Origin of the sequence: Shouchella tritolerans (assembly GCF_025770735.1) — a bacterium.
GTDB classification, from domain to species: domain Bacteria; phylum Bacillota; class Bacilli; order Bacillales; family Bacillaceae_D; genus Shouchella; species Shouchella tritolerans.
In genome coordinates, this window is sequence record NZ_JAODPB010000001.1 from 655099 (window position 1) to 675965 (window position 20867).

Here is a 20867-nt window from a genome sequence, read left to right on the forward strand (position 1 = left end):
GTTTGCGAGGGGATAAAATGGAACACATTCTGATTGTCGATGATGAAGTTCAAATTACTTCAATTGTGGGAGAGCTATTACATGAAGAAGGCTACCATACAACAGTCGCCAACGATGGAATGACCGCGATAAAGTTGATCAAGGAACAGGACTTTGATTTAATCATCCTCGATATCATGATGCCTTATGTGAACGGGTTAGACGTTTGCCGTAGCGTAAGGGAATTTACGGATGTTCCGATTTTATTTGTTACCGCTCGAACAAGTATCAACGACCAAATTAATGGGCTAAACATAGGAGGAGATGACTACATAAACAAACCGTTTACCCATGAACAGCTGCTTGCTAGAATCAAAACCCATTTAAGGCGGGAAAAACGGAAACAACAACCAACAGATGAACTTGTCTATGGAAAAATAACACTTGACCGGCGCACAAATGAGCTCCGCTATGGCGAAACCCCATTGTTGCTCACAAACAAAGAGTTTAAAATTATGGAAATGTTAATGAGCAATCCAAAACAAATCTTTTCGAAAGACCATCTATACGAAACGATTTGGGGAGTAGAAGCGACTGGACAATCACACACTGTGACTGAACATATCCGAAATATCCGGATACGCATTCATAAGGTCGATCCAATGGCAAACCTGATCCATACCGTGTGGGGAGTGGGCTATAAACTTGAATAAAAAAAGAACGACCATTAAACAGCAAATCCGATTAACAATAGCCAAGACCATTTTACTTAGTTTCCTAGCTACCGTCATTGTTGTTTTGGCAAGTTGGGCGATTGTCATGAGCATCGATGACCGCTATTATGCCAATTACTATGAGAGCCAAGTCCCCAAAATAACCGATGAAGTGCAAAGTTTGAATCGAGAGCTCGTCGATTCACAAGCGTTGGGGGCACAACAACTAGAAAAGGCCATTCCCACCCCAGGAATGGAATATCAAGTGCTAGACGAACAAGGAACATTCTTGTACGGTTCATTTTCCGCTAACGTCAACACGGAAGACGTCCATTTGCTAAATAAGGTCAACAAATCATTTTTGGAAGATAACACCGCCACAACGTTTATCCCGATTGTCGACCAAAATGGTTCATTTGCTGGCAGTGTCGTACTTCAATATAAACTGGAATCGGAAGTTGAAGCCTTATTTAATATTTTTTTTGTTTGTCTGTTCCTCACGCCATTTTTCTTTATTATGATCTTTACCTATTATTATGCGAGCAAACTAGGAAAAAACTATTACGCAAGGATTCAAAAATTGATTGTCGCGACAGATTTGGTCCGAAAGCAAGATCTAGATTTTGAAATCGAGGCCGACGGAAATGATGAAATCACAAAACTTTCGACTTCCTTCAATATAATGAAACAAGCGTTGCAAGACTCCCTTTATCAGCAATGGAACTTGGAAAAAAACCGTTCTGAGTTTATTTCCTCTGTCTCCCATGACTTAAAAACGCCATTGACGATCATGAAAGCAAACGCGCAAATGTTGGAGAGAAAGATAAAGGATGATCGGAACAAAACATATATTGCTAATATGATTGGCGAAATTGAGCGGACGGAAAACCTCGTACAAGAGCTTGATACAAAAATGAACGACGAAGAGTCTTTTTTCGCTATTGAAACCGAGGCAGTCGAACCGAAACATTTCTTTGAAACTGAATTTGCAAAGTACAAAGATTTTGTTCAAAACGAAGGACTGACGTTTCACACTTCCGTCCTCGACTACAGAAAAACAGCGAACACGATTCAAATAGACGTGCAAAAAATGACACAAGTGATAGATAACCTTATATCAAACAGCTTGCGTTTCGCCCAACCAAATGATGGCCATATTGATTGCCGCGCAGAATGCCATGACGATTACGTAAAAGTGACTGTAAGCGACAATGGAAAAGGATTCACTGAATCGGACTTGCATTATGTCTTCCAAAAATTTTACCAAAATAACGATAGTGCCGACCCCCATAAAGGGCTCGGGCTCTACATTGTCAAACATATAATCGAAAAACATGGCGGAAACGTTCAAGCATCGAATAACAAAGGTGCAGTGGTCTCCTTTCAGTTACCCGCTGCCCCGAAAAACAGCCACTAGCATTTTGTGCTAGTGGCACTAGATTCAGTCGTTTTAATCAAAGCACACAATTCCTTGGTTTTTAATCGCTTCAGCACGTGCGTCGCCAATTCCGTTAATTCGCTTCATGTCATTGTAAGAAGAAAATGGCCGGAGTTGAATAATCTGTGCGGCACGGTCCGGGCCAATTTCATAAATCGCTTGCAACTCAGACTCGGAAGCACTGTTGATTTTCACCGTTCCAGGGCCACAACTATCGGTACTTGCGCTTTCTGAAGACTGTGCGGTTTCCGTTTCTGTGGTAGCGGTTTCATTTCCGCTATCAGTTGAGGCGCTGGCCACTTCTTCTTCCAACTTCGAAATCGCTGCTTCCTTTTCTTCAATCGTTTGCTCTTTTTCTTTGATTTTATCGTCTAATGCAGCAAGCTTGTCCTCGTAATCTTCGCTGATTTCAGCAGTGATTCGTTCTTCCAGTTCTTCCTCGATCTGTTCCCGAAATTCCTCTTCCCATTCGAGTTTGGCTTCCTCTAATTGCTCTTCAATCAAATCGTCAGTATCGCCTTCTTCAGCTTGTACGAGCTCCAACTGCTCTTCAGACTCTTTTAACGATTCCTCTGCTTCCTCTAACGCAACAGTCAAATCTTCAATCTCTGTTTCTTTGTCTAGCAAGGATGCTTCTAATGTTTCAATTTTGGTAAGTTGGGCGGATTGGGCTTTATTTGGATCTAGCGTACTGTTATATAAGATAGAAGTAATAATGAGAGCTGGAATCACGTATAAACATACTCGACTTCTTGAAGGAAGCCGGATCAAGCGCGGTTTAACCAATCCTAGAATAAAAACAAAAAGGGAAAGCGTAAACAAAATGTAAAAAAACGTATTCAAGCTAGTTCCTCCTTTGTGGTGTAATATGGTAATTGTAACAAACTATCAGACTATCGTCATGGGTTAATTTGTGTAGGGGGAAGAGTTGGTTCATTTATAAGTCTTTATATAAGGGACGCGCAACTATGGGGTATTTGATGCACAGCCATGTTCTATTCAAAATAAAGCATGTGTGTGAAACGATTGTAAGTCTAATTTAGTCGTAGTCGTAACACGCGTACTTTTAAAGGACGGGTCTTGATATGAAAGATTTTATTTCGAGCCTTCTTCTTATTTGTGGTTGGCTTTGTATCGCTATTAGTGCCTATCTACTGTTCTGGACAGTGGTAACTCCCTTATGGGCCATCATCCCTTTTTTTGTTTTCTTAAGTATGGGCTTGTTATGTCTTCGTATTTCTAAAAAACTAAATAATAGAAGACAATGAACGTTCTTCTATCAATAGTGGAAGATCTAAGGTAGCTAGAAAAACACTAGTGTCAAGTCTTTTAAAACTACCTTAATCAATTGGTATAAACTACTAGCAATGCTTACTGATTTAAAGTAAACTAATGGAAAAGACCTGTGTAAGAAGTCGTTGTTTTTGCTTAATATTTTAGCTGATTGTCTGGCAAGGAAATTATGTAAAGCCAAAGCTTAATTCAAGGATATACCGAAAAGAAACAAGGAGAACTGCGATGCAGGGAACTGACCGTACTGTGATGATGCATTTTCCTAATAGTCAACAAGCATCTTCATTAAAAATTATTCAAGAACCAACTAGCCAAATTCGTGCGTTTTACTTTAAAAAAAGTTTGTTGGCACAAGTGGAAGAACTTGAGTATGCAAACAACTACGCTATTTATTTTCTATTTTCTGATTTAGAAAATCCTAGTGTGTACATTGGTCAATCAACCCAAGGAATTAAACGACTGAGAGACCATTTACGAGAAAAAGATTTTTGGCAATATGGCATCTTATTTGTAACTGATAATAACAGCTTTGATAAGCTGGCCATTGATTTTTTAGAACACCAATTTATTCAACTGTTTAAACGCTCATCCTTTATTGTTGAAAACCGTGACCTACGTAATACAAAGCCGACAATTAATTGGTTTGCCCACGCAACCATGAATACATTTACGAATCAAATCACATTTCTTCTTGAAGCGCTTGGCGTTTCTATTCAAGAAGAAGAGAAAGAAAACGATCGAAAAATTTTTCCTGCTGAAGGAGAAAGAGAGGCTTCTTTATACATACATGATGGCCAGTTTTTCTTAACAAAAGGATCAATCCTTCATCGTCCACAGGAACGTCTGAAGAACTGGAATGATGAAGGGAAACTTTATTACAAGCTGAATGCGCGGATTGACCAGCTAATTGATGTAAAGCAAGCAGAAGTGATTGACGAAGGCACAGTTCGTCTTCTTCACGATGTCGTCTGCTCAAGTCCTAGTGCAGCCGCGGATTTGTGCAGTGGGACTTCTAAGAATGGGTGGACGTTTTGGAGGGGATTGGAGAAGGAGAGAAGAATATAGATTTAATTAAGTAAGTTATCTAAATTAAGGAAAGGAAAGTGCTCCTTCCCACCTTTGTTATAACACAAGACCAATGTTTTGTAAGATAACTAATTTAATATGAAGTACAGGATTACTATAAATGTTAGTAAGTATAATTAAATATTTTTGTAGGAGTGTTTATATGAGTGAAAATATAGAAGAAGATATTTTGGATATGAATGTTTGTGATAGCAATTTGTATTATTTAAAAGAAGGTAATGACTTGTTAAATGGAGTACCATTTGATGAGCAAAAACAAAAGATTAGCAAATTATTAATGAATAATTTCAAAAGTAAAAACTTAAACATATTTATTGGATCAGGTTGTTCTAAACCAGCTATAGGATTAATGGGTGAAACTTTTAGTACACTGAAGCAGAATGAAAGTGAACATCTTGTTCTAGGTAGCTATGACGGTAATAATAATGATATAGAAGGTTATCTAAATTGGCTAAACACGGGAATTAAATTTTATGAACAAAACCCTGATGAAACAGATTTACTTAAAAAACTAGAAGAATCTTTCGCTATAACTAAAAAAGCATTAATAAAAAGTATTTGTACGGAGTATGACTCAACTGAGCAAGCCATTGAAAAAACTAAATCGACGTATCAGCAATTTTACAACACTATTTTTTCAATTCGAAGCAAGAAAGACCAAACGCCTGTCAACATATACACCACAAATTATGATTTATTTAATGAAGTTGCTATGGAATCGTTAAATATTCATTATACAAATGGTTTTAGAGGATCAGTAAACCGCGAGTTTGATCCCACTGTATTTAATTTAAGGTTAGTAGATGAGGAAATAAAGTATAAAGATCGTTGGAATTCTATAAGTAAGTATGTAAAGTTATATAAACTGCACGGTTCAATCGACTGGAGCTATAAAATAAAAAATAGTGGTACTGTTAAGGTAGTTAACCATAGTAGTATTTATGAAGGAGATATTACTGATAACTATGAAAATGTGGTTATCTTTCCTACTATTAATAAACATTTAGAAACGCAACAAACTCCTTATTCAGAACTATTTCGTGCCCTATCTGTGAATCTTCAAAAGCAGGACTCTACTTTAATTGTATTGGGTTATGGTTTTCCAGATCAGCACATTAACCATTTGATTTCTCAATCGTTAGCAAGTGATGACTTTAATTTAATTATATTTGGAAATGAGAAGGAAGAAAATGCTCAAGCCTTCATAAAAGAACATATATCAAAACCTAACTTTCACTTTATTGGTGGGAAGATAAATAATGAAATAAGCGGTCATCACTTCTCACATGTTATTAGTTATATTCTTGAGGTTGATGTAAATGAAGAATAAGAGTATCGGTACTATCCAAAGAGTATACTTTAATAAAATAGTTATTGAAGTTCATTCTCCTACAGAGATTCAACATAATTTCAAGGGAGACGTATATATTTGTAATGGTCTTAATGATTATATAACAATATATAAAGATATAAACCAAAAATATATTTATCAAGTGACTGCTCTTTATGAACAGGAGAAAGCGTTTAATGAGCAAGAGGACTCGAAGTTTTATCAAAAAGCTTTGTTTGAGGCGATTCCTATTGGAGAAATAGAAAAAGGTAATTTTGAATATGGGTTGTCTATGTTTCCCATGATTGGTGAAAAAGTTTACTTAGCAACTACTAGAGATATTGAGAGTATTATTGATCCGAGGGGCAAGAGTCTCTCTATTTCTCTTGGAAACTTAACGACTCATCAATATATGCCTAAGTTTAATATTGATACCTTATTCTCGAATCATATGTGTGTGCTTGGAAATACAGGATCCGGGAAGTCAACAACAGTAAGGAAGATGTTAAATGACTTAATTTCTTTAAAAAGTAAAGGGTTAGAGCCAAATGAATTGAATTTTATAATCTTTGATGTACATAACGAATATAAGTCACTAGGTAATCAAGCATGCTACATTGATGTAGAAAAAATATCAATACCTCTGTACACATTGACGGAGGATGATTGGATCAATTTAATACAGCCAGCAGCTGCTGTTCAACTTCCAGTACTGTTGAATGGGTTAAAGATAGCAAACTTTTTAAAGCAATCTGATCGTCACTTAAATTGGATTAGAGCTTATTGCGCTCTACAACTTTACTTTAATCAACAGACAGATGCTGTGGCAAAAAGAACAAAAATAGTAGGATTACTGGCCGATTTAGAATCATCTTCAATAAGTGAAGTTTTAAAAGAATATGATTCTAAATTTGGAAACTTAGACAAGAAAGGAGAAGAGAATTTTATAGGTGCTATCAATAAGTATATAAAAGAACAAACTGATGGCATAACATTTGACCGATGTGAATCTTACTTAAAAAAATCTTTAGAACAAGTGAATCCTCTAATAGAGACACTAGAAGAATTAAAAGTAGGTGTTAATCTAACACTAGTAATAGAGGAATCCAAAGGGAATTCACAAGTAAGAAGTCATTGTCAAACTTTAATGACAAGAATTGATAACTTGATTCTGACTCATTCAAAAACGTTATTTGATGATTGTTCAAAGAAAATAAAAGCATTTAATTCTGCTAGAATTTTTGAAAAAGGTCTTACTATTTTTGATTGTTCTTCCTTTACAGACAACGATTTGCTTTTCTTTACAAGTTATTTAATTCGGGAAACGTTTGAAGATCAGCAACAGGCTAGGAAAAGCGAAGGAGAAATTAAAAAGGTTTATAATTTTTTCTTAGATGAAGCGCATAGATGTCTTGCCGATTCAAGGAATGAAATTCGGTTGAGTACTTCAAAAATCTTCGAAAAAGTAGCCAAAGAAGGAAGAAAGTTTGGGGTTTTTTTAATTATTGCCAGTCAAAGACCAAGTGAATTATCACAAACAGTTGTATCACAATGCAATAATTTTCTAATTCACAGAATACGTAATAATGCTGACTTAGAGCATGTGAGAAAAAGCATACCTTATATTAATGATTCACAAATCTTTAGACTTTCATATTTAAAAACAGGTGTTTGTTTAGCAGTAGGTGAATCATTTGTTGTACCTATGGAAATTGAGGTAGATGGTAAAAAGTTTGGGCAAGATTCTAAAACGGTAAAGCCAAGTGATTTATGGGTTAATAAGGAATTTCTTTAGAGTCTTGATTAGTACGAGTTACTGTTGAAATAGTTCTTAATATAAGGGAACTGATAGTGGTTGGTGGATATAAAATTGGAGGACCAAAAACTAGGACCTCCAATTTTTGCATTTTTATGTCGTTTTAAAGTAAGATTAAATAATTAAACTATAATTTCATTACAAGTTCGTCGATTTGTTCAATGCACTTATTTAAATAGTCTTTCCTCACTTGAACTTCTTTGTCTTCAATAAGATGTTTACCAACTCGAACTTTACTAAGAGGAGCTCCTTCTGCAAAGGCAACTACACCAGTTGTTCCGAAGTCCTTGATGTCAACAATTCCGTTATCAAGTGAATCGAAAGTAAAGATGTTTTTATTTGTAAATAAAATAGAGTTTATATCGTTGTCAATAAAACGTAATACAGAACTGTAGGCAGAGGCAGGGCCCATATACTGTGTTTGTCTATTCTTTACAATTAAATGAACCTTAGGTAACTTTCTACCTGCACTAGTAAGTTTAGATGGAAAAGTAAAAGAATCATAATTAATATTGGACGACACATTTATATTATGAACTAAAGCAAACATATTCATAACTGCTCGTCTGGAAGAATCGTCTGCCATAACTGGTATAATTAAATTATCAGCTGCGCTTAATGCTATCTGTGTGTATATTGAAAAACTGGGATTTGCATCTATAAAACAATAATCGTAATTCTCACTGGATAATTCAATGAAATCTGTTAACCAATCAATAACATTTAAAAATGTATTGGTACCCGGAATTTGTGTGTTAGCCAAGGTAGCAATAGCATTTGATTGTAACTCCACGATTTGATCTCCAGCAAGAAGATCAACATTATTTGGTATAAGTTCGTTGTAATCTTTTGGATGACAGATATATTCTTTTTCTTTTATATTAGGTAATGAAAATGGGGAGGGTAATCTTTGTTCAAAGTACCCTCCTATTGATCTTCTTGGATTAGAGTTGTGCAAAGATTGAAGATTTTTGCCGCCTTTTCCTATTAATCCACCTAAAAAAAGCTCCGATAAGTTTGCTTGTGGACATAGGTCAATCGCTAAGATTCTTTTTGATTGATACTTATCTGCAAAGCTACAAATAGACTGAAAAGCTAGGCTCGTTTTACCGGTACCGCCTTTGTTATTCCAGAAAATATAATTTTTCAAGTATATCACTACCCTTCTTTTAAGTAAGTTCATTATACACAGTAATAGAATAAATAGACAAACTTGGATGGAATGTAAACAAAAGGTTGATTTGTATTTTTAAAAATAAAAACCGTACCTCTACACGTACAACCCTCATCCCTGTTCTCGTTTACAATCAAGTAAACGAGATTTTTTGATGAGGTGATCCCATGCAATCCCGTCAACAGCTCATTCCTGACCTCCTCACAGAAGCCGCCTATCAAATCAGCAACACATTCAAAGCAACAAGGCATAATGTTATCACCATGAATACATACAACACCCAAGAAGCCAACATATACGCCTTGCTCCAGGAACGAATCCATGCTGATTTCCCAACCGACATTCTCTGTTTCCCACACCAAGACATTCCCATCAGCAGCAAGCATCCTGTGTGGCTCATATCTCTTCATCCATGCCAGCATGAGCAACCACACCAGACAGACGTTTATGTTTTATCGATAGCACTCGCCCGAAGCAGGGAACTTTATTGTTCCTATATTTATGATGTTTCACGGAAAAAGCTGTACCACGCGATAAAGGGAGGCGGAGCTTTTCTAAATGAACAGCGGTTGCGACGGGAGGAAGTCATGCCGTTAAATGAAGCTGTTTTGCGGATTAAAGCAGACTATCTCTACGAAAGCAATAAAAGGGTTCCGGCAAATAAGAGGGTAGGTGTGGCTAGTCAGTCAACAGCTTTGGAAATTTGTCGCGTCGCAGAAGGGGAAACCGATCTGTTTATGGCTATGATCGAACCTCCCCATGCGTTTGCGGCGGCAAGCCTCATCGCAGAAGAAGCGGGAGTGAGGTTGATGACGGTGGCAGGCAAGCCCTTGCGTTGGTACAAAGAAAGCAGCCTATGGGTTGGGGTAGTTTAAAGAATGAATTGAAATTAGCAAATACATAAAGTTGTGTCTAGCTATGTAAAAACTTGGTATACAGAATGATATAAAAAGACGTAGGAGGAATGAAGCGTGTCAATGTTTTATAAAGTGGATCAATTAAAAAGAGAACTTGATGCAAGTCACCCTCTTCCAATGGCAACTGTCCAATCACTGAAGAAAGACTTTTTAGTGCAAAATACGTACCACTCCAATGCTATTGAAGGAAATACATTAACCATTTATGAAACAAAAGCCGTTTTAGAAGATGGCATTGTCGTAGGTGGCAAATCGTTAAAGGAGCATTTAGAAGTAATCAACCATAAAGAGGCTAGTCTTTATATAGAAGAACATTTAGAGGAAGCTGTGACAGAGCATTTCATAAAAGAGGTTCATGCCCTTATTCTTAGCGGGATTGACCGGCAGGCAGCCGGTGCCTATCGCAAAGAGGAAGTACGAATAGCTGGTGCGACCCATGATGTGACGCCAAGCCACCTCATTCAAGACGAGATGGAGCAGTTGGTGCAATGGTATAACGAGAGTAGTCATTTGCACCCGGTTGAGAGGGCAAGCCGTTTGCACAGCAAGTTTGTCAATATCCACCCATTTCGAGATGGCAATGGAAGGACAGCACTCCTGTTATTAAACTTTAGTTTATTGTCAGCAGGTTACTTGCCTGTTTTGTTTAAAGTAGAAGAGCGAATATCGTACTATGAAGCGCTTGATTTAGCGGGAGCCAAGGGGGATTGCCAACCTTTTATTAAGATGGTTGTTGAGTTAGAGGAAGCGAGCCTTCAGCAGTATTTGGCGCTGTTGCCATAGGGGCTTAAATCTGCTTATTATCATTTAGATATTAACGATACAGCTAGGGGCGTATGTTATGATGAATCCAACCAGAACTGAACGGACAATCCTTTTGAATGGACGAGCGCTTATCATTGCAAGCTGCATACAAATGAAAAAGGAGCATTAAAATGGATAATGAACTGCGAGATATTTTAATGGGAATCAGCGGCGACATCAAGGGCATGAGAATGGAATTGGCAGGTATAGCCAGCAAAGTAGATCAATCGGAGAAGAAAGTCGATCATTTTGATTTGCGTTTTGACAACGTCGAGCTGGAATTAAAAGAGATTCGAAAAGAACTCGCACAGGTAGAAAAAGTGAAAAACGGTCAGATCCTTATGAATCAAAAAATATTCGATATAGAAACGTGGAAGCTTGAAATTGAAAAGCGGTTGAATAAGTTAGAAACAAGAAAGCTATAAAAAGAATTACATGCGAATAGAAGCAGATGCACAAAGCATCTGCTTCTATTAATCTCATTACGCATCCAATCCAACCACTCTATAATCCTCACCACATTCATGCGCTTGTGGTAGCCAAGGCTTGCCCATCTGCCTGCTTCATTCATCTACCTTCTGAAACACTTCAATTCAATTCCGATGTCCGTTTTCTTGAAAGAATGATTGTGGAATTCCCTGACGTTCTCTAAAATCGGACATTGCTTTATCGTACTTATAGGGACGAATCACTCAAATTTAGTGTGATACGGTTGTTAAACTAAGCCATCTTGTCCTCTCTGTCATAACGTATATGGAGGTGATGATTAGATGGCAAATAAACTATTGGTATTTGCAGATACGGGGATCGATGATGCGATGGCGATTATTTACGCCTTGCAGCATCCAGACGTGGAACTGGCAGGCATTGTAGCGGATTTTGGCAATGTGAGCCGCGATCAGGCATTGCGCAATGCATCGTATTTGCTAAGTTTGGCCGATCAGAAAGGGGTTCCGGTTATTGCTGGAGCGACTCGAGCGCTAAGTGGAGAAGAACCGGAATTCTTCCCGGATATCCATGGAGAAGAAGGACTTGGGCCGATTAGGCCGCCTATTCCAGCAGAGCATTATGCGGATCGAACCAATTTTAGCCGCTTGTTTCAAGTAATTAAAGAGAATTCAGATGAAATAACGATTGTCGTCCTCGGCCGTTGCACGACGCTGGCAATGGCATGGATCATTAATCCTGCTGTTATGAAACGGGTGAAAGCGACGTTTCTGATGGGAGGCGCATTTTTAGTGCCGGGAAATGAGACCGAATTAGCGGAAGCAAATTTCTTAGGAGACGCTACTGCCGCCAATTTTGTTTGTACACATGCGCCAAATGTAACAATTGTCCCTTTGAATGTGACGAGGGATGCGTTGCTTACGCCTGCCGATGTCAATTTGATCGACTCTAAAGCAACGACGCCCTTGCTTCGTACCATTAAGCCGCTGCTTGATTTTTATTATGAGTCTTACCAAGTTCTTGAACCTGGTATTCAGGGAACGCCACAGCATGATCTCACTGCATTGATGGCTGCAATGGACATTCCGAATTTGTTAGACTATAAACGACGCAACGTTCAGGTTGAAGATCAAGGCCGGTACTCATCTGGACTAAGTGTCGCTGATTTTCGCCCTGCCTCGGCCGCATGCAGTGGACCTTACTGCCCACGTATAGCTGTTCGTCTAGATTTTTCTGTTTTTCGAACAAATGTGCTTGATGTTTTAACAAGAAACTAAAGCAGCCAACAACAAATCGTTGCTAGGCATTTTATGTATTCGCCCGTACGCGTTCTTCTATTTCCGAAATCAACGTCTACTGTTCGATTGTGGTGAACATGTTGTTTGATCAATTAAAAGGTTCGGGAATAGGGGCGTTGTAATCGAAGTGGAAAACAGCTAGAGACACGTCGAGGAGATCCGAGCTGACTTGAACCCTTTTTTCAACCTTCCTTGCAGCCGCATCTCCTCTCATGTTTTTATTTCGGTGGACAAGAGCCTTTCGAAAATGAGTCGCATCATTCGAACAAACGATTTGCCTATTCCAGAGTTTGAAACACTTCTACAGGGAAAACGGTTTTTTGTTTTTTAGCCTTCAGTAGTCAATGGTGGATAACCATTAAAAGAAAGAAACAGTCATTGACAAACAAGCGCTTTCATCATATATTATCTGTAACCGGTTACATGTGTTAGGAGAATGAGTATGACGACGATTAAGGATGTAGCGAAATACGCTAAGGTTTCCGTGGCGACCGTCTCGCGCGTGTTAAACCAAAAAGGCTATGTCAGCAAAGAAGCTGAACAGGCTGTGAAGACAGCTATTGAAACGTTAAATTATAAACCAAACGCTGTAGCGCGTACACTTTATCATAAAACATCAGGAATGATTGGGTTGCTTGTCCCTGATATAGCAAACCCTTTTTTCCCCGAACTTGCCCGAGCGATTGAAGATGTGGCGCTCAAGAAAGGGTATACGGTTGTGCTGTGCAATACCGATAACGAGTTAAAAAAAGAGCAACATTATGTCCACGCTCTTCAACAAAAGTATGTAGACGGGCTAATTTTAGCGACCGGCACTGGGACGTATGAACACTATGAGACACTTGACTTGCCTGTAGTTGCGTTGGACCGTTTTGTCAGCGCCAACATTCCGACTGTCGTATCTGAAAACAAAAATGGGGCAAAGGCTGCTACGGAGCACTTAATTGAACAAGGTTGTGCATTTATAGCTCATTTGCGTGGACCGAAAGGACTGAATCCTGCTGATGAGAGATACGAAGGGTTTAAGGAAGTCGTTGAAGCGAATGGAATTGCTCATATCATTGTGGAAACGGGCTTTCAAATAGAACAAGCGGAAGAAGTGGTTCGTGCTTTGCTTGAAAAACACCCGACGATTGATGGTATTTTTACAAGCAGTGATGTGGCAGCGGCTGGAGCGATGAAAGCAGCTCATACATTAAAACGCTCGATTCCAGAAGACTTACAAATTGTAGGCTTTGATGGCATTTTATTTGGCAATATGTTGGTGCCCTCGTTAACTACGGTGCAACAGCCGATATACGAGATGGGCGAGCGGGCGATACAACTATTGGTGCAACTAATAGAAAAAAGGTCCTTGCCGTCGTATTGGCATGAACTGCCGACAACTTTAATAATACGAGGAACAACAAAAGGAGGTGGTGCCTAGTGGTTAAACCAAAGGTGGTTGTCATTGGCAGCATTAACATGGATATGGTGACGAGTACGGACCATGTGCCAGCTCAAGGAGAGACCGTAATGGGAAAGGGCTTTAAAACAGTGCCTGGAGGTAAAGGGGCAAATCAAGCTGTGGCTGCAGCTAGGCTTGGTGCTGACGTCCGCATGATAGGGCGTGTGGGCGATGATGCCTTTGGCGAGCTGCTAAAGCAGGGGCTTCAAGATGAAGGCGTTTGTGTCGACCATGTGGAACCCGTTACACACTGTAGTTCCGGAGTAGCCACGATTCTGCTTTCAGAGGGAGATAACCGAATTATTGTCACGGCTGGAGCAAATGAACATGTGAACGAAGCATTCTTATCCACATGTGAAGAAGCGATTGCAGACAGTGATATTGTGTTGATTCAATTGGAAATTCCATTAGAAGCAGTTGAGTATGCAATTGCCCTTTGCAAGAAACATCAAGTGCCGGTCATTCTTAATCCAGCGCCAGCACAGAAGTTATCGCAACAATCGTATGAGAATAGTACATGGATTACGCCTAATGAGTCAGAGCAGGCACAGTTGTTTGCAAATACGAATGTTCATTTAAAAGAGAAACTAATTGTTACTCAAGGTGCTGCTGGTGTGATATGGACAGAGAATGGGATGGAGCAGCGTATTGCTGGTCATCGTGTTATGCCAGTAGATACAACAGGTGCAGGCGATACCTTTAACGGTGCACTGGCTGTTGCGCTTGCAAGCGGAAAGCCAATGCGAGAGGCGGTGATGTACGCTAATGCAGCGGCAGCGTTATCGGTACAGTCATTTGGCGCTCAGGGCGGGATGCCGAGTAAAGAAGAGGTGGCTGCTTTTCTGTTGGAAAGACAGTAGTGTCTTTTTGCAGGAAGGATCAACCTATCAAGCATTCAGGAGGATCAACCATGAAGAAATTAGGCATCTTAAATCGTGATATTGCCCGGGTGCTTGCGTCGCTAGGGCATACAGACCAAATCGTCATAGCAGATTGCGGATTACCAATCCCGTCTGGCGTTGAATGCATCGACCTTTCTATTAGGTTAGGCGTACCAAATTTTGTTGATGTATTAACAGAAGTATTGGCCGATATGGAAGTGGAGTCAATGATGGCGGCAACAGAAGTTAGAACAGAAAGCCCGTCTATTCATCAGGAACTGGAAAACAGGCAAATTTCCATTCGTTATTTGCCTCATGATGAGTTGAAAGCGGAAACAAGTAAAGCGAAAGCAATCATCCGTACAGGCGAATGTGCACCATACGCCAATGTCATCTTACGCGCAGGGGTTATTTTCTAAAGAAGAGGTGTGGCTATGATTGTTGAAATGAGCCAGATAAGCAAGTCATTTAGTGGAAACCAAGTGTTGAAAAGTGTGTCTTTCACGCTTGAAAAAGGAGAAATTCACGCGTTAATGGGCGAGAATGGTGCTGGTAAGTCTACCCTTATGAAAATTTTAACGGGCATTTATCCAAGGGATGAAGGGGTTGTCCGTGTGAAAGGAAAGGAGGTTGCCTACACGCACCCAAAAGATGCGGAAAAAGACGGAATTGCTGTCATTCATCAAGAACTTAATATTTTGCCGGAGCTGTCCGTTGCAGAGAATTTGTTTCTTGGCAATGAGTACACCGTTGGAAAAACGGGTTGGCTTAAAGCAAAAAAAATGAACGAATATGCTGAACAACAGCTGGCCGAGCTTGGTCTTAAAGTAAAAGCTTCGGACCGGGCAGGTGCTTTATCGGTCGGGAAGCAGCAATTGATTGAAATTGCCAAAGCCCTTATGACAAATGCAGACATTATCATTATGGACGAGCCAACAGCAGCACTAACAGACCGGGAGATTGATACATTGTTTACTGTTATTCGTGGCTTGCAGGAGAAAGGAGTGACTTTCGTTTATATATCGCATCGAATGGAAGAAATCTTCTCCTTGTGCCAACGTATTACAGTCCTTCGTGATGGAAACTATGTAAGCACGAAAGTCATTGCTGAGACGAGTTTTGATGAGATCGTCAGATTAATGGTCGGTCGGGAGCTTGGAGGTCGCTACCCTGATCATGATTTAGAACCAGGTGCGGTAAAACTCGCCGTAAAAAATGGGAGTAGAAAAAATGAATTTGAAAGCGTTACCTTTGAGGTTCGGGAAGGCGAAATCTTTGGTATTGCTGGATTGATGGGGGCGGGGCGCTCAGAAGTGGTGGAAAGCATTTTTGGCTATCGGCATTTGCATAGTGGCACGATTGAAATCGATAAAAAACCAGTTGTATTTAAACGACCGGTTGATGCAATTGAGAATGGCATAGCCTTTGTGCCAGAAGACCGAAAAACAAAAGGACTAATCGTTGATTTTTCAGTTCGAGACAATCTCTCCATAACGAACTTAGCAACCGTTTCTTCGGGGAGCATGATGACTTCTACAAAAGAACAGGCTCTTTATCAAGAACTTGTAAAGAAGTTAGGTGTACGTACCTCTGGACCACATCAAAAAGCGAAATCACTGAGTGGAGGAAACCAGCAAAAACTGGTTATCGCTAAATGGCTAGGTACGAAGCCGAAAGTACTCATTTTGGATGAACCAACTCGAGGCGTTGATGTAGGTGCGAAAAAAGAGATCTATACAATTATGAATGAACTGGCCAAGCAACGTGTGGCAATTATAATGGTTTCTTCAGAACTGCCGGAAATTATTGGCATGAGCACACGGGTTGCCGTGATGTTTGAAGGCAAATTAATGAAAGTACTTGACCGCAAGGAGTTAACAGAAGAAACGATTATGCACTATGCGACTGGAGGAGACAAACATGTTCACCAATAAACGAGTCAAGGCATTAACAGCGACGCTTGGCCCATTTATCGGCCTTTTCCTTATCATATTGATTATTAGCATTCTAAACCCAGGGTTCTTATCAGCGCCGAATCTCCTCAATGTCCTTCGGCAAGTATCCATTAATGCGCTCATTGCATTTGGAATGACGTTTGTCATTTTGACAGGTGGGATTGATTTATCTGTTGGTGCGATTCTTGCTTTTTCTGGAGCGGTTACTGCAACCTTACTTTCGTCAGGGATGGACCCAGTCTTAGCCATCTTAATCGGATTGCTTGTTGGAGCAGCACTTGGCGCGATAAATGGCATAATCATTGCAAAAGGAAAAGTGGCACCATTTATTGCGACACTGGCAACGATGACGATTTACCGCGGCGCGACCTTAATGTTTACAGATGGTAGACCTGTATCCAACTTAGGTGATTCTACATTGTTCCAAATGCTTGGAGGCGGCTATTTTTTTGGAATTCCAATGCCAGCGATTACGATGATGATTAGTTTTGTTGTTTTGTACTTGATTTTAAAGAAAACAACATTTGGCCGTCGCGTATATGCAGTTGGGGGCAATGAGGAAGCATCCATTCTATCAGGCATCAAAGTCGACCGAATTAAGATTTACGTGTACTCTTTGACTGGATTTCTGGCAGCCATTGCTGGCGTGATTTTAACGTCGAGGTTAAATTCAGCTCAACCAACGGCTGGAACGATGTACGAACTTGACGCGATTGCTGCGGTTGTGCTTGGGGGAACGAGTTTAACAGGTGGAAAAGGGTGGATTGTCGGCACGCTGATTGGTGCCTTAATCATAGGAGTGTTGAATAATGGATTGAATTTGCTTGGTGTCAGCTCTTTTTTCCAGCAAGTAGTTAAAGGAAGTGTCATTTTACTTGCGGTCTTGCTTGATCGCAGAAAAACAGCTTAAAGGAGTTTGGCTGTTAGGATGGCTCTCAACCTATCAATATCGGTGAGTCTCCTAGTTGGTGTGTATGAATAACTGAGGATACATGGGTAGAGGAAATATCTTAACTTTATAAAGGGAGGATTTACAATGAAGAAACGACAATTATCGGTTGCAATGATCGGAATCGCTGCACTAATGGCAGCTTGTTCAATGGAATCTCCAGTTACTGATGAATCAGAGCCAGTAGACCGTTCCAATGGTGGTGCAAATGACGGTGAATTCACAGTGGGCTTTTCCATTTCAACAATGAACAACCCGTTTTTTGTCACTTTAGAAGAAGGGGCAAAAGCGAAAGCAACTGAACTTGGGTTGGAAATGATTTCAGTAGATGCGCAAGATGACAATGCCAAACAAATCAATGATGTGGAGGATTTAATCCAGCGGGGAGTAGATTTAATTCTTGTGAATCCAACAGATTCTTCTGCAGTTGCAGCAGCTATTGAGGCAGCGAATGCTGCGGACATCCCTGTGATTACTGTTGACCGTGCAGCTGACAGCGGTGAAGTTGTCACGCATATTGCATCCGATAACATCGCGGGCGGTGAAATGGCTGGTGAATTATTGCTTGATCTGGTTGGCGAAGAGGCGACTGTTGCTGAACTTGAGGGCATCCCAGGCTCATCGGCGGCACGTGAACGGGGAGAAGGATTTAACAACATCGCAGATGGGAATTTACATGTGGCTGCGAAACAAACGGCTAATTTTGATAGAGCGGAAGGTTTGACGGTCATGGAAAACATCTTGCAAAGCAATCCCGATATTACTGGTGTGTTTGCCCACAATGACGAGATGGCACTCGGTGCACTCGAAGCTGTATCGGCTATTGGTCGTGACGATATTGTTATTGTTGGATTTGACGCCACAGATGACGCTGTAAACGCTGTTGAAAGCGGAGGCTTGGCAGGAACCGTTGCTCAACAACCAACGCTAATCGGAGAAGAAGCGTTGGAGGCTGCATTCTCTGTTCTGAACGGTGAAGAGATTGATGACTTTATTCCTGTCGAACTTAAATTAATTCAACAGTAGAAGGAGAAAGGCTCGGTGCGTATGTGCCGAGCTGTTTTGATTGCTTGGAACGGCTTAAGGGCAAGATGAAGGGAAAGCAAACACATCTGTCATGCTAGCTACAACGATTCGACTCAAAAGTTTGGAGCAACCCTTTCGTGTGATCTGTACTTTCTCTGAAAAAAATTTTGAATTTGGATCAGTTAACATTAAAAAATCAATATTACTATATAACTTTAATCGATTATTTCGTTTAGCGATGTTTACCCATATTGGACAAAAAAGATAGAAAAACAATTACGTGCTTCCATTAATCTCGTTACGTATCCAACCCCTTTAGAATGTTCACCACGTTCATGCGGTTGTGGTAGCCAAGGAGGTTGCCTGTTTGCCTGCTTGATTCAGCCCGATCCCGAAACACTTCGATCCAATCGCGGCGTTCGTTTTCTTGATAAGGGAATGGTTGTGAAATGCCTTGGCGTTCTTTAAGATCGGACATGGCTTTATCATAATTAAATGTAAGGGTAGCGAGATCTTGGTGGCTAATCTTTCCTGCCTGATACAACGCAGATGCTAATTCGTTTAACTCGGTAAATGTGGCGTTGCGGATATTATATTTTCCAGTAAGCTCTTTTAAATCGAGACCACTCTTTTGTTGAGATACTGAAGTGGCTTGAGTTTCTGGCGTTGGTCTCGTTGCTTTGTAAGAAACCTCGTTTTTATTTGCTGCTGAAACTTTAGTTTGAACAGGATGGGTGGCGTTTGTAATATGCATCGTCTTCCCTCGCTTTTATCGAATGTAGATTGAATCTGACATTGTATTCCATGGATAGTTCGTAGAAGTATTCCGGTATGAGAAGGTTCCTTCATCATAACCGCTTGCATCCCACCAGATAAACCAGCCATCAACAATGTTATCGCCATTTAAATCAATATGTTCTCTGTCATATTCTGTTAGAGTGTTTCCCTCCATCTGTGCTGATCTCCTGGTGCCGTATCCTAATTCGGCAGTGACGATATACATCCATTCTCCTCCATGGTCGATCACAGATGAAAGTTGATTTTCACTAAAATATTCATATGCCTGATGGTTTTGCGAAATAGCGGCATAAGCTTGCAATAAAGTTAGCGGTGGAGCAGGGGCAAAAGGAGACACCTCTGACTGATGGTCAAATGAATCATTTGCATCGTATTCGCTTATGAATTGTGCATCAGGATAGTCTTGTTTCAAATGTAACAACAATTCTTCCTTTGATGAGTCAATAAGCATTTGACCGTCTGATGGTGTCGAGGCATTTGCTGTTTCAGCGAGAAAGGAAAAAGAGAAAGCAATTCCGACAAACGCAATCATTTTTTCATTCTATTACCTCCAAAAAAATTTTTCGTCCATTCTTTATATCGGTTACAAAAAAAGGGAATTGAACCTTTATATTTAAATTTATATATAGACGACTCGATCAATGTGAAACGCATTTATAATTCTACATATTCACAAACACTTTACGTTTCCTTCAACTTTCCTTTATGTGCAGCGCTTATGCTTAAGATAAGCATTAAGAGAGGGGACGATGTAAATGGGGGTTTTTCTCATTGCTATGGTCGCATATCTGGTCGTAGCCGTGTCGCTGTTAAGGCTTCCTCCCAAAAGCCTTTCCTGAATATAGTGATGGTAAAATGGAACCCGCACAACATTTAACATTTGTATCGTCCTGAAATCAGCGGCTATCACTTGTTGCGTAACAAATCCCCCTTAATGTTCAATGGCTATGTAAATCTCAATGTCTCCATTTGGATAATACTTTTCAAAATCGTATGTGTATGCCCTCTTTAATGTACGTGAATCCTCGCTTTCCCAAATCTTTTTCCACGTGTGAACCACACCTTGTTCATCGGTTGTGTCGACAGGAAAAATTTCATAGTTTCCGTTCTTTGGTATTTTCAATGAAGGATTGCCTTTGCTTTCTTCTATCGCAATGCTTAATGTATAATCCCCCTTATAGTCACTCTCATAATTATGATACACACCATAAATTATCTGATCCTGGTTTAAATGACTTAAAGCTTCCTTCCACAATCCTGCAATCTTTTCCATTATACGATCATCATTAAAATTATTGGTCCGCACACTATTAATGATTGTTAATTCCATTAGCTTTCTCCCTTCTGACGATAAGCGTATTTAACAATTTCATTCTATCAAACACGTCAATTTCCTTTTTTCATCATCTACCTATTCGTAACATGTAAATCGTAATTCATTTAAATTCGTATTGAGTGGCGACTTACTAGAGCAGTTGAGACAATCATTAAGTGAAGCCATCACCCCTATTTCTGC

General features: G+C 39.9%; 20 protein-coding genes. 15 read left to right on the top strand and 5 right to left on the bottom strand.

Going from position 1 to position 20867, the window contains the following annotated elements:
* The first annotated feature begins 17 nt into the window (after positions 1–17).
* Together N6H06_RS03075 and N6H06_RS03080 are read left to right on the top strand one after the other, a co-directional pair.
* On the top strand, positions 18–692 hold the full coding sequence (locus tag N6H06_RS03075) for a response regulator transcription factor (protein WP_263705607.1): 675 nt from the start codon (positions 18–20) through the stop codon (positions 690–692).
* Positions 685–2109 (top strand): sensor histidine kinase, encoded by a 1425-nt coding sequence (locus tag N6H06_RS03080; protein WP_263705608.1) that lies wholly within the window; start codon positions 685–687, stop codon positions 2107–2109. The genes N6H06_RS03075 and N6H06_RS03080 overlap by 8 nt, the downstream gene beginning before the upstream one ends.
* 33 nt (positions 2110–2142) lie before the next feature.
* On the opposite strand, the gene N6H06_RS03085 is transcribed toward N6H06_RS03080, so the two are convergent.
* Positions 2143–2973 carry a ComEA family DNA-binding protein gene (locus N6H06_RS03085; protein ID WP_212954405.1) on the bottom strand — a complete coding sequence of 277 codons (831 nt, stop codon included), beginning with the start codon at positions 2971–2973 and terminating at the stop codon, positions 2143–2145.
* A gap of 675 nt (positions 2974–3648) precedes the next feature.
* On the opposite strand from N6H06_RS03085, the gene N6H06_RS03090 reads away from it, so the two are divergent.
* From N6H06_RS03090 to N6H06_RS03100, 3 genes are all read left to right on the top strand, one after another.
* Positions 3649–4488 (top strand): GIY-YIG nuclease family protein, encoded by an 840-nt coding sequence (locus N6H06_RS03090; RefSeq protein ID WP_263705609.1) that lies wholly within the window; start codon positions 3649–3651, stop codon positions 4486–4488.
* Between the two features lie 163 nt (positions 4489–4651).
* Positions 4652–5839, top strand: a complete 1188-nt coding sequence (locus N6H06_RS03095; protein ID WP_263705610.1) for an SIR2 family protein — start codon at positions 4652–4654, stop codon at positions 5837–5839.
* The gene (locus N6H06_RS03100; protein ID WP_212954402.1) at positions 5829–7634 is read left to right on the top strand and encodes an ATP-binding protein; all 1806 of its coding nucleotides are present in this window, start codon (positions 5829–5831) and stop codon (positions 7632–7634) included. Before N6H06_RS03095 ends, N6H06_RS03100 begins: the two co-directional genes overlap by 11 nt.
* Positions 7635–7782: 148 nt before the next feature.
* Here N6H06_RS03100 and N6H06_RS03105 read toward each other — a convergent pair whose 3' ends face one another.
* Complete coding sequence (locus N6H06_RS03105; protein ID WP_212954401.1) at positions 7783–8805, bottom strand: ParA family protein; 1023 nt, start codon at positions 8803–8805, stop codon at positions 7783–7785.
* Between the two features lie 191 nt (positions 8806–8996).
* Here N6H06_RS03105 and N6H06_RS03110 point away from each other — a divergent pair, with 191 nt between their 5' ends.
* The 10 genes from N6H06_RS03110 (at position 8997) to rbsB (ending at position 18553) form a co-directional block, all read left to right on the top strand.
* Entirely contained in the window at positions 8997–9704 is a 708-nt protein-coding gene (locus tag N6H06_RS03110) for an inositol monophosphatase family protein (RefSeq protein WP_212954400.1), read from the top strand.
* Positions 9705–9806: 102 nt separating this feature from the next.
* A complete protein-coding gene (locus N6H06_RS03115; RefSeq protein ID WP_263705869.1) occupies positions 9807–10529 on the top strand; it encodes a Fic family protein in 723 nt (240 codons plus the stop codon).
* Positions 10530–10681: 152 nt separating this feature from the next.
* A complete protein-coding gene (locus N6H06_RS03120; protein ID WP_263705611.1) occupies positions 10682–10975 on the top strand; it encodes a hypothetical protein in 294 nt (97 codons plus the stop codon).
* A gap of 345 nt (positions 10976–11320) precedes the next feature.
* Positions 11321–12274: a nucleoside hydrolase gene (locus N6H06_RS03125; RefSeq protein ID WP_263705612.1), complete on the top strand. Its 954-nt coding sequence runs from the start codon at positions 11321–11323 to the stop codon at positions 12272–12274.
* Positions 12275–12737: 463 nt separating this feature from the next.
* A complete protein-coding gene (locus N6H06_RS03130; protein WP_062745551.1) occupies positions 12738–13721 on the top strand; it encodes a LacI family DNA-binding transcriptional regulator in 984 nt (327 codons plus the stop codon).
* Entirely contained in the window at positions 13721–14602 is an 882-nt protein-coding gene (gene rbsK / locus N6H06_RS03135) for a ribokinase (protein ID WP_062745552.1), read from the top strand. The genes N6H06_RS03130 and rbsK overlap by 1 nt, the downstream gene beginning before the upstream one ends.
* A gap of 50 nt (positions 14603–14652) precedes the next feature.
* The gene (rbsD, locus tag N6H06_RS03140; protein ID WP_094425284.1) at positions 14653–15042 is read left to right on the top strand and encodes a D-ribose pyranase; all 390 of its coding nucleotides are present in this window, start codon (positions 14653–14655) and stop codon (positions 15040–15042) included.
* A gap of 15 nt (positions 15043–15057) precedes the next feature.
* A complete protein-coding gene (locus N6H06_RS03145) occupies positions 15058–16557 on the top strand; it encodes a sugar ABC transporter ATP-binding protein (RefSeq protein ID WP_263705613.1) in 1500 nt (499 codons plus the stop codon).
* A complete protein-coding gene (locus N6H06_RS03150) occupies positions 16523–17488 on the top strand; it encodes an ABC transporter permease subunit (RefSeq protein ID WP_404830324.1) in 966 nt (321 codons plus the stop codon). Before N6H06_RS03145 ends, N6H06_RS03150 begins: the two co-directional genes overlap by 35 nt.
* Positions 17489–17614: 126 nt before the next feature.
* Positions 17615–18553 carry a ribose ABC transporter substrate-binding protein RbsB gene (gene rbsB / locus N6H06_RS03155; RefSeq protein ID WP_263705615.1) on the top strand — a complete coding sequence of 313 codons (939 nt, stop codon included), beginning with the start codon at positions 17615–17617 and terminating at the stop codon, positions 18551–18553.
* A gap of 298 nt (positions 18554–18851) precedes the next feature.
* Here rbsB and N6H06_RS03160 read toward each other — a convergent pair whose 3' ends face one another.
* The 3 genes from N6H06_RS03160 to N6H06_RS03170 all read right to left on the bottom strand — a co-directional run bounded on the left by N6H06_RS03160 (position 18852) and on the right by N6H06_RS03170 (position 20681).
* Complete coding sequence (locus N6H06_RS03160) at positions 18852–19307, bottom strand: hypothetical protein (protein ID WP_263705616.1); 456 nt, start codon at positions 19305–19307, stop codon at positions 18852–18854.
* 15 nt (positions 19308–19322) lie between these two features.
* The gene (locus tag N6H06_RS03165; RefSeq protein ID WP_263705617.1) at positions 19323–19883 is read right to left on the bottom strand and encodes a YolA family protein; all 561 of its coding nucleotides are present in this window, start codon (positions 19881–19883) and stop codon (positions 19323–19325) included.
* Positions 19884–20282: 399 nt separating this feature from the next.
* Complete coding sequence (locus N6H06_RS03170; protein ID WP_263705618.1) at positions 20283–20681, bottom strand: GyrI-like domain-containing protein; 399 nt, start codon at positions 20679–20681, stop codon at positions 20283–20285.
* Positions 20682–20867: the final 186 nt, after the last annotated feature.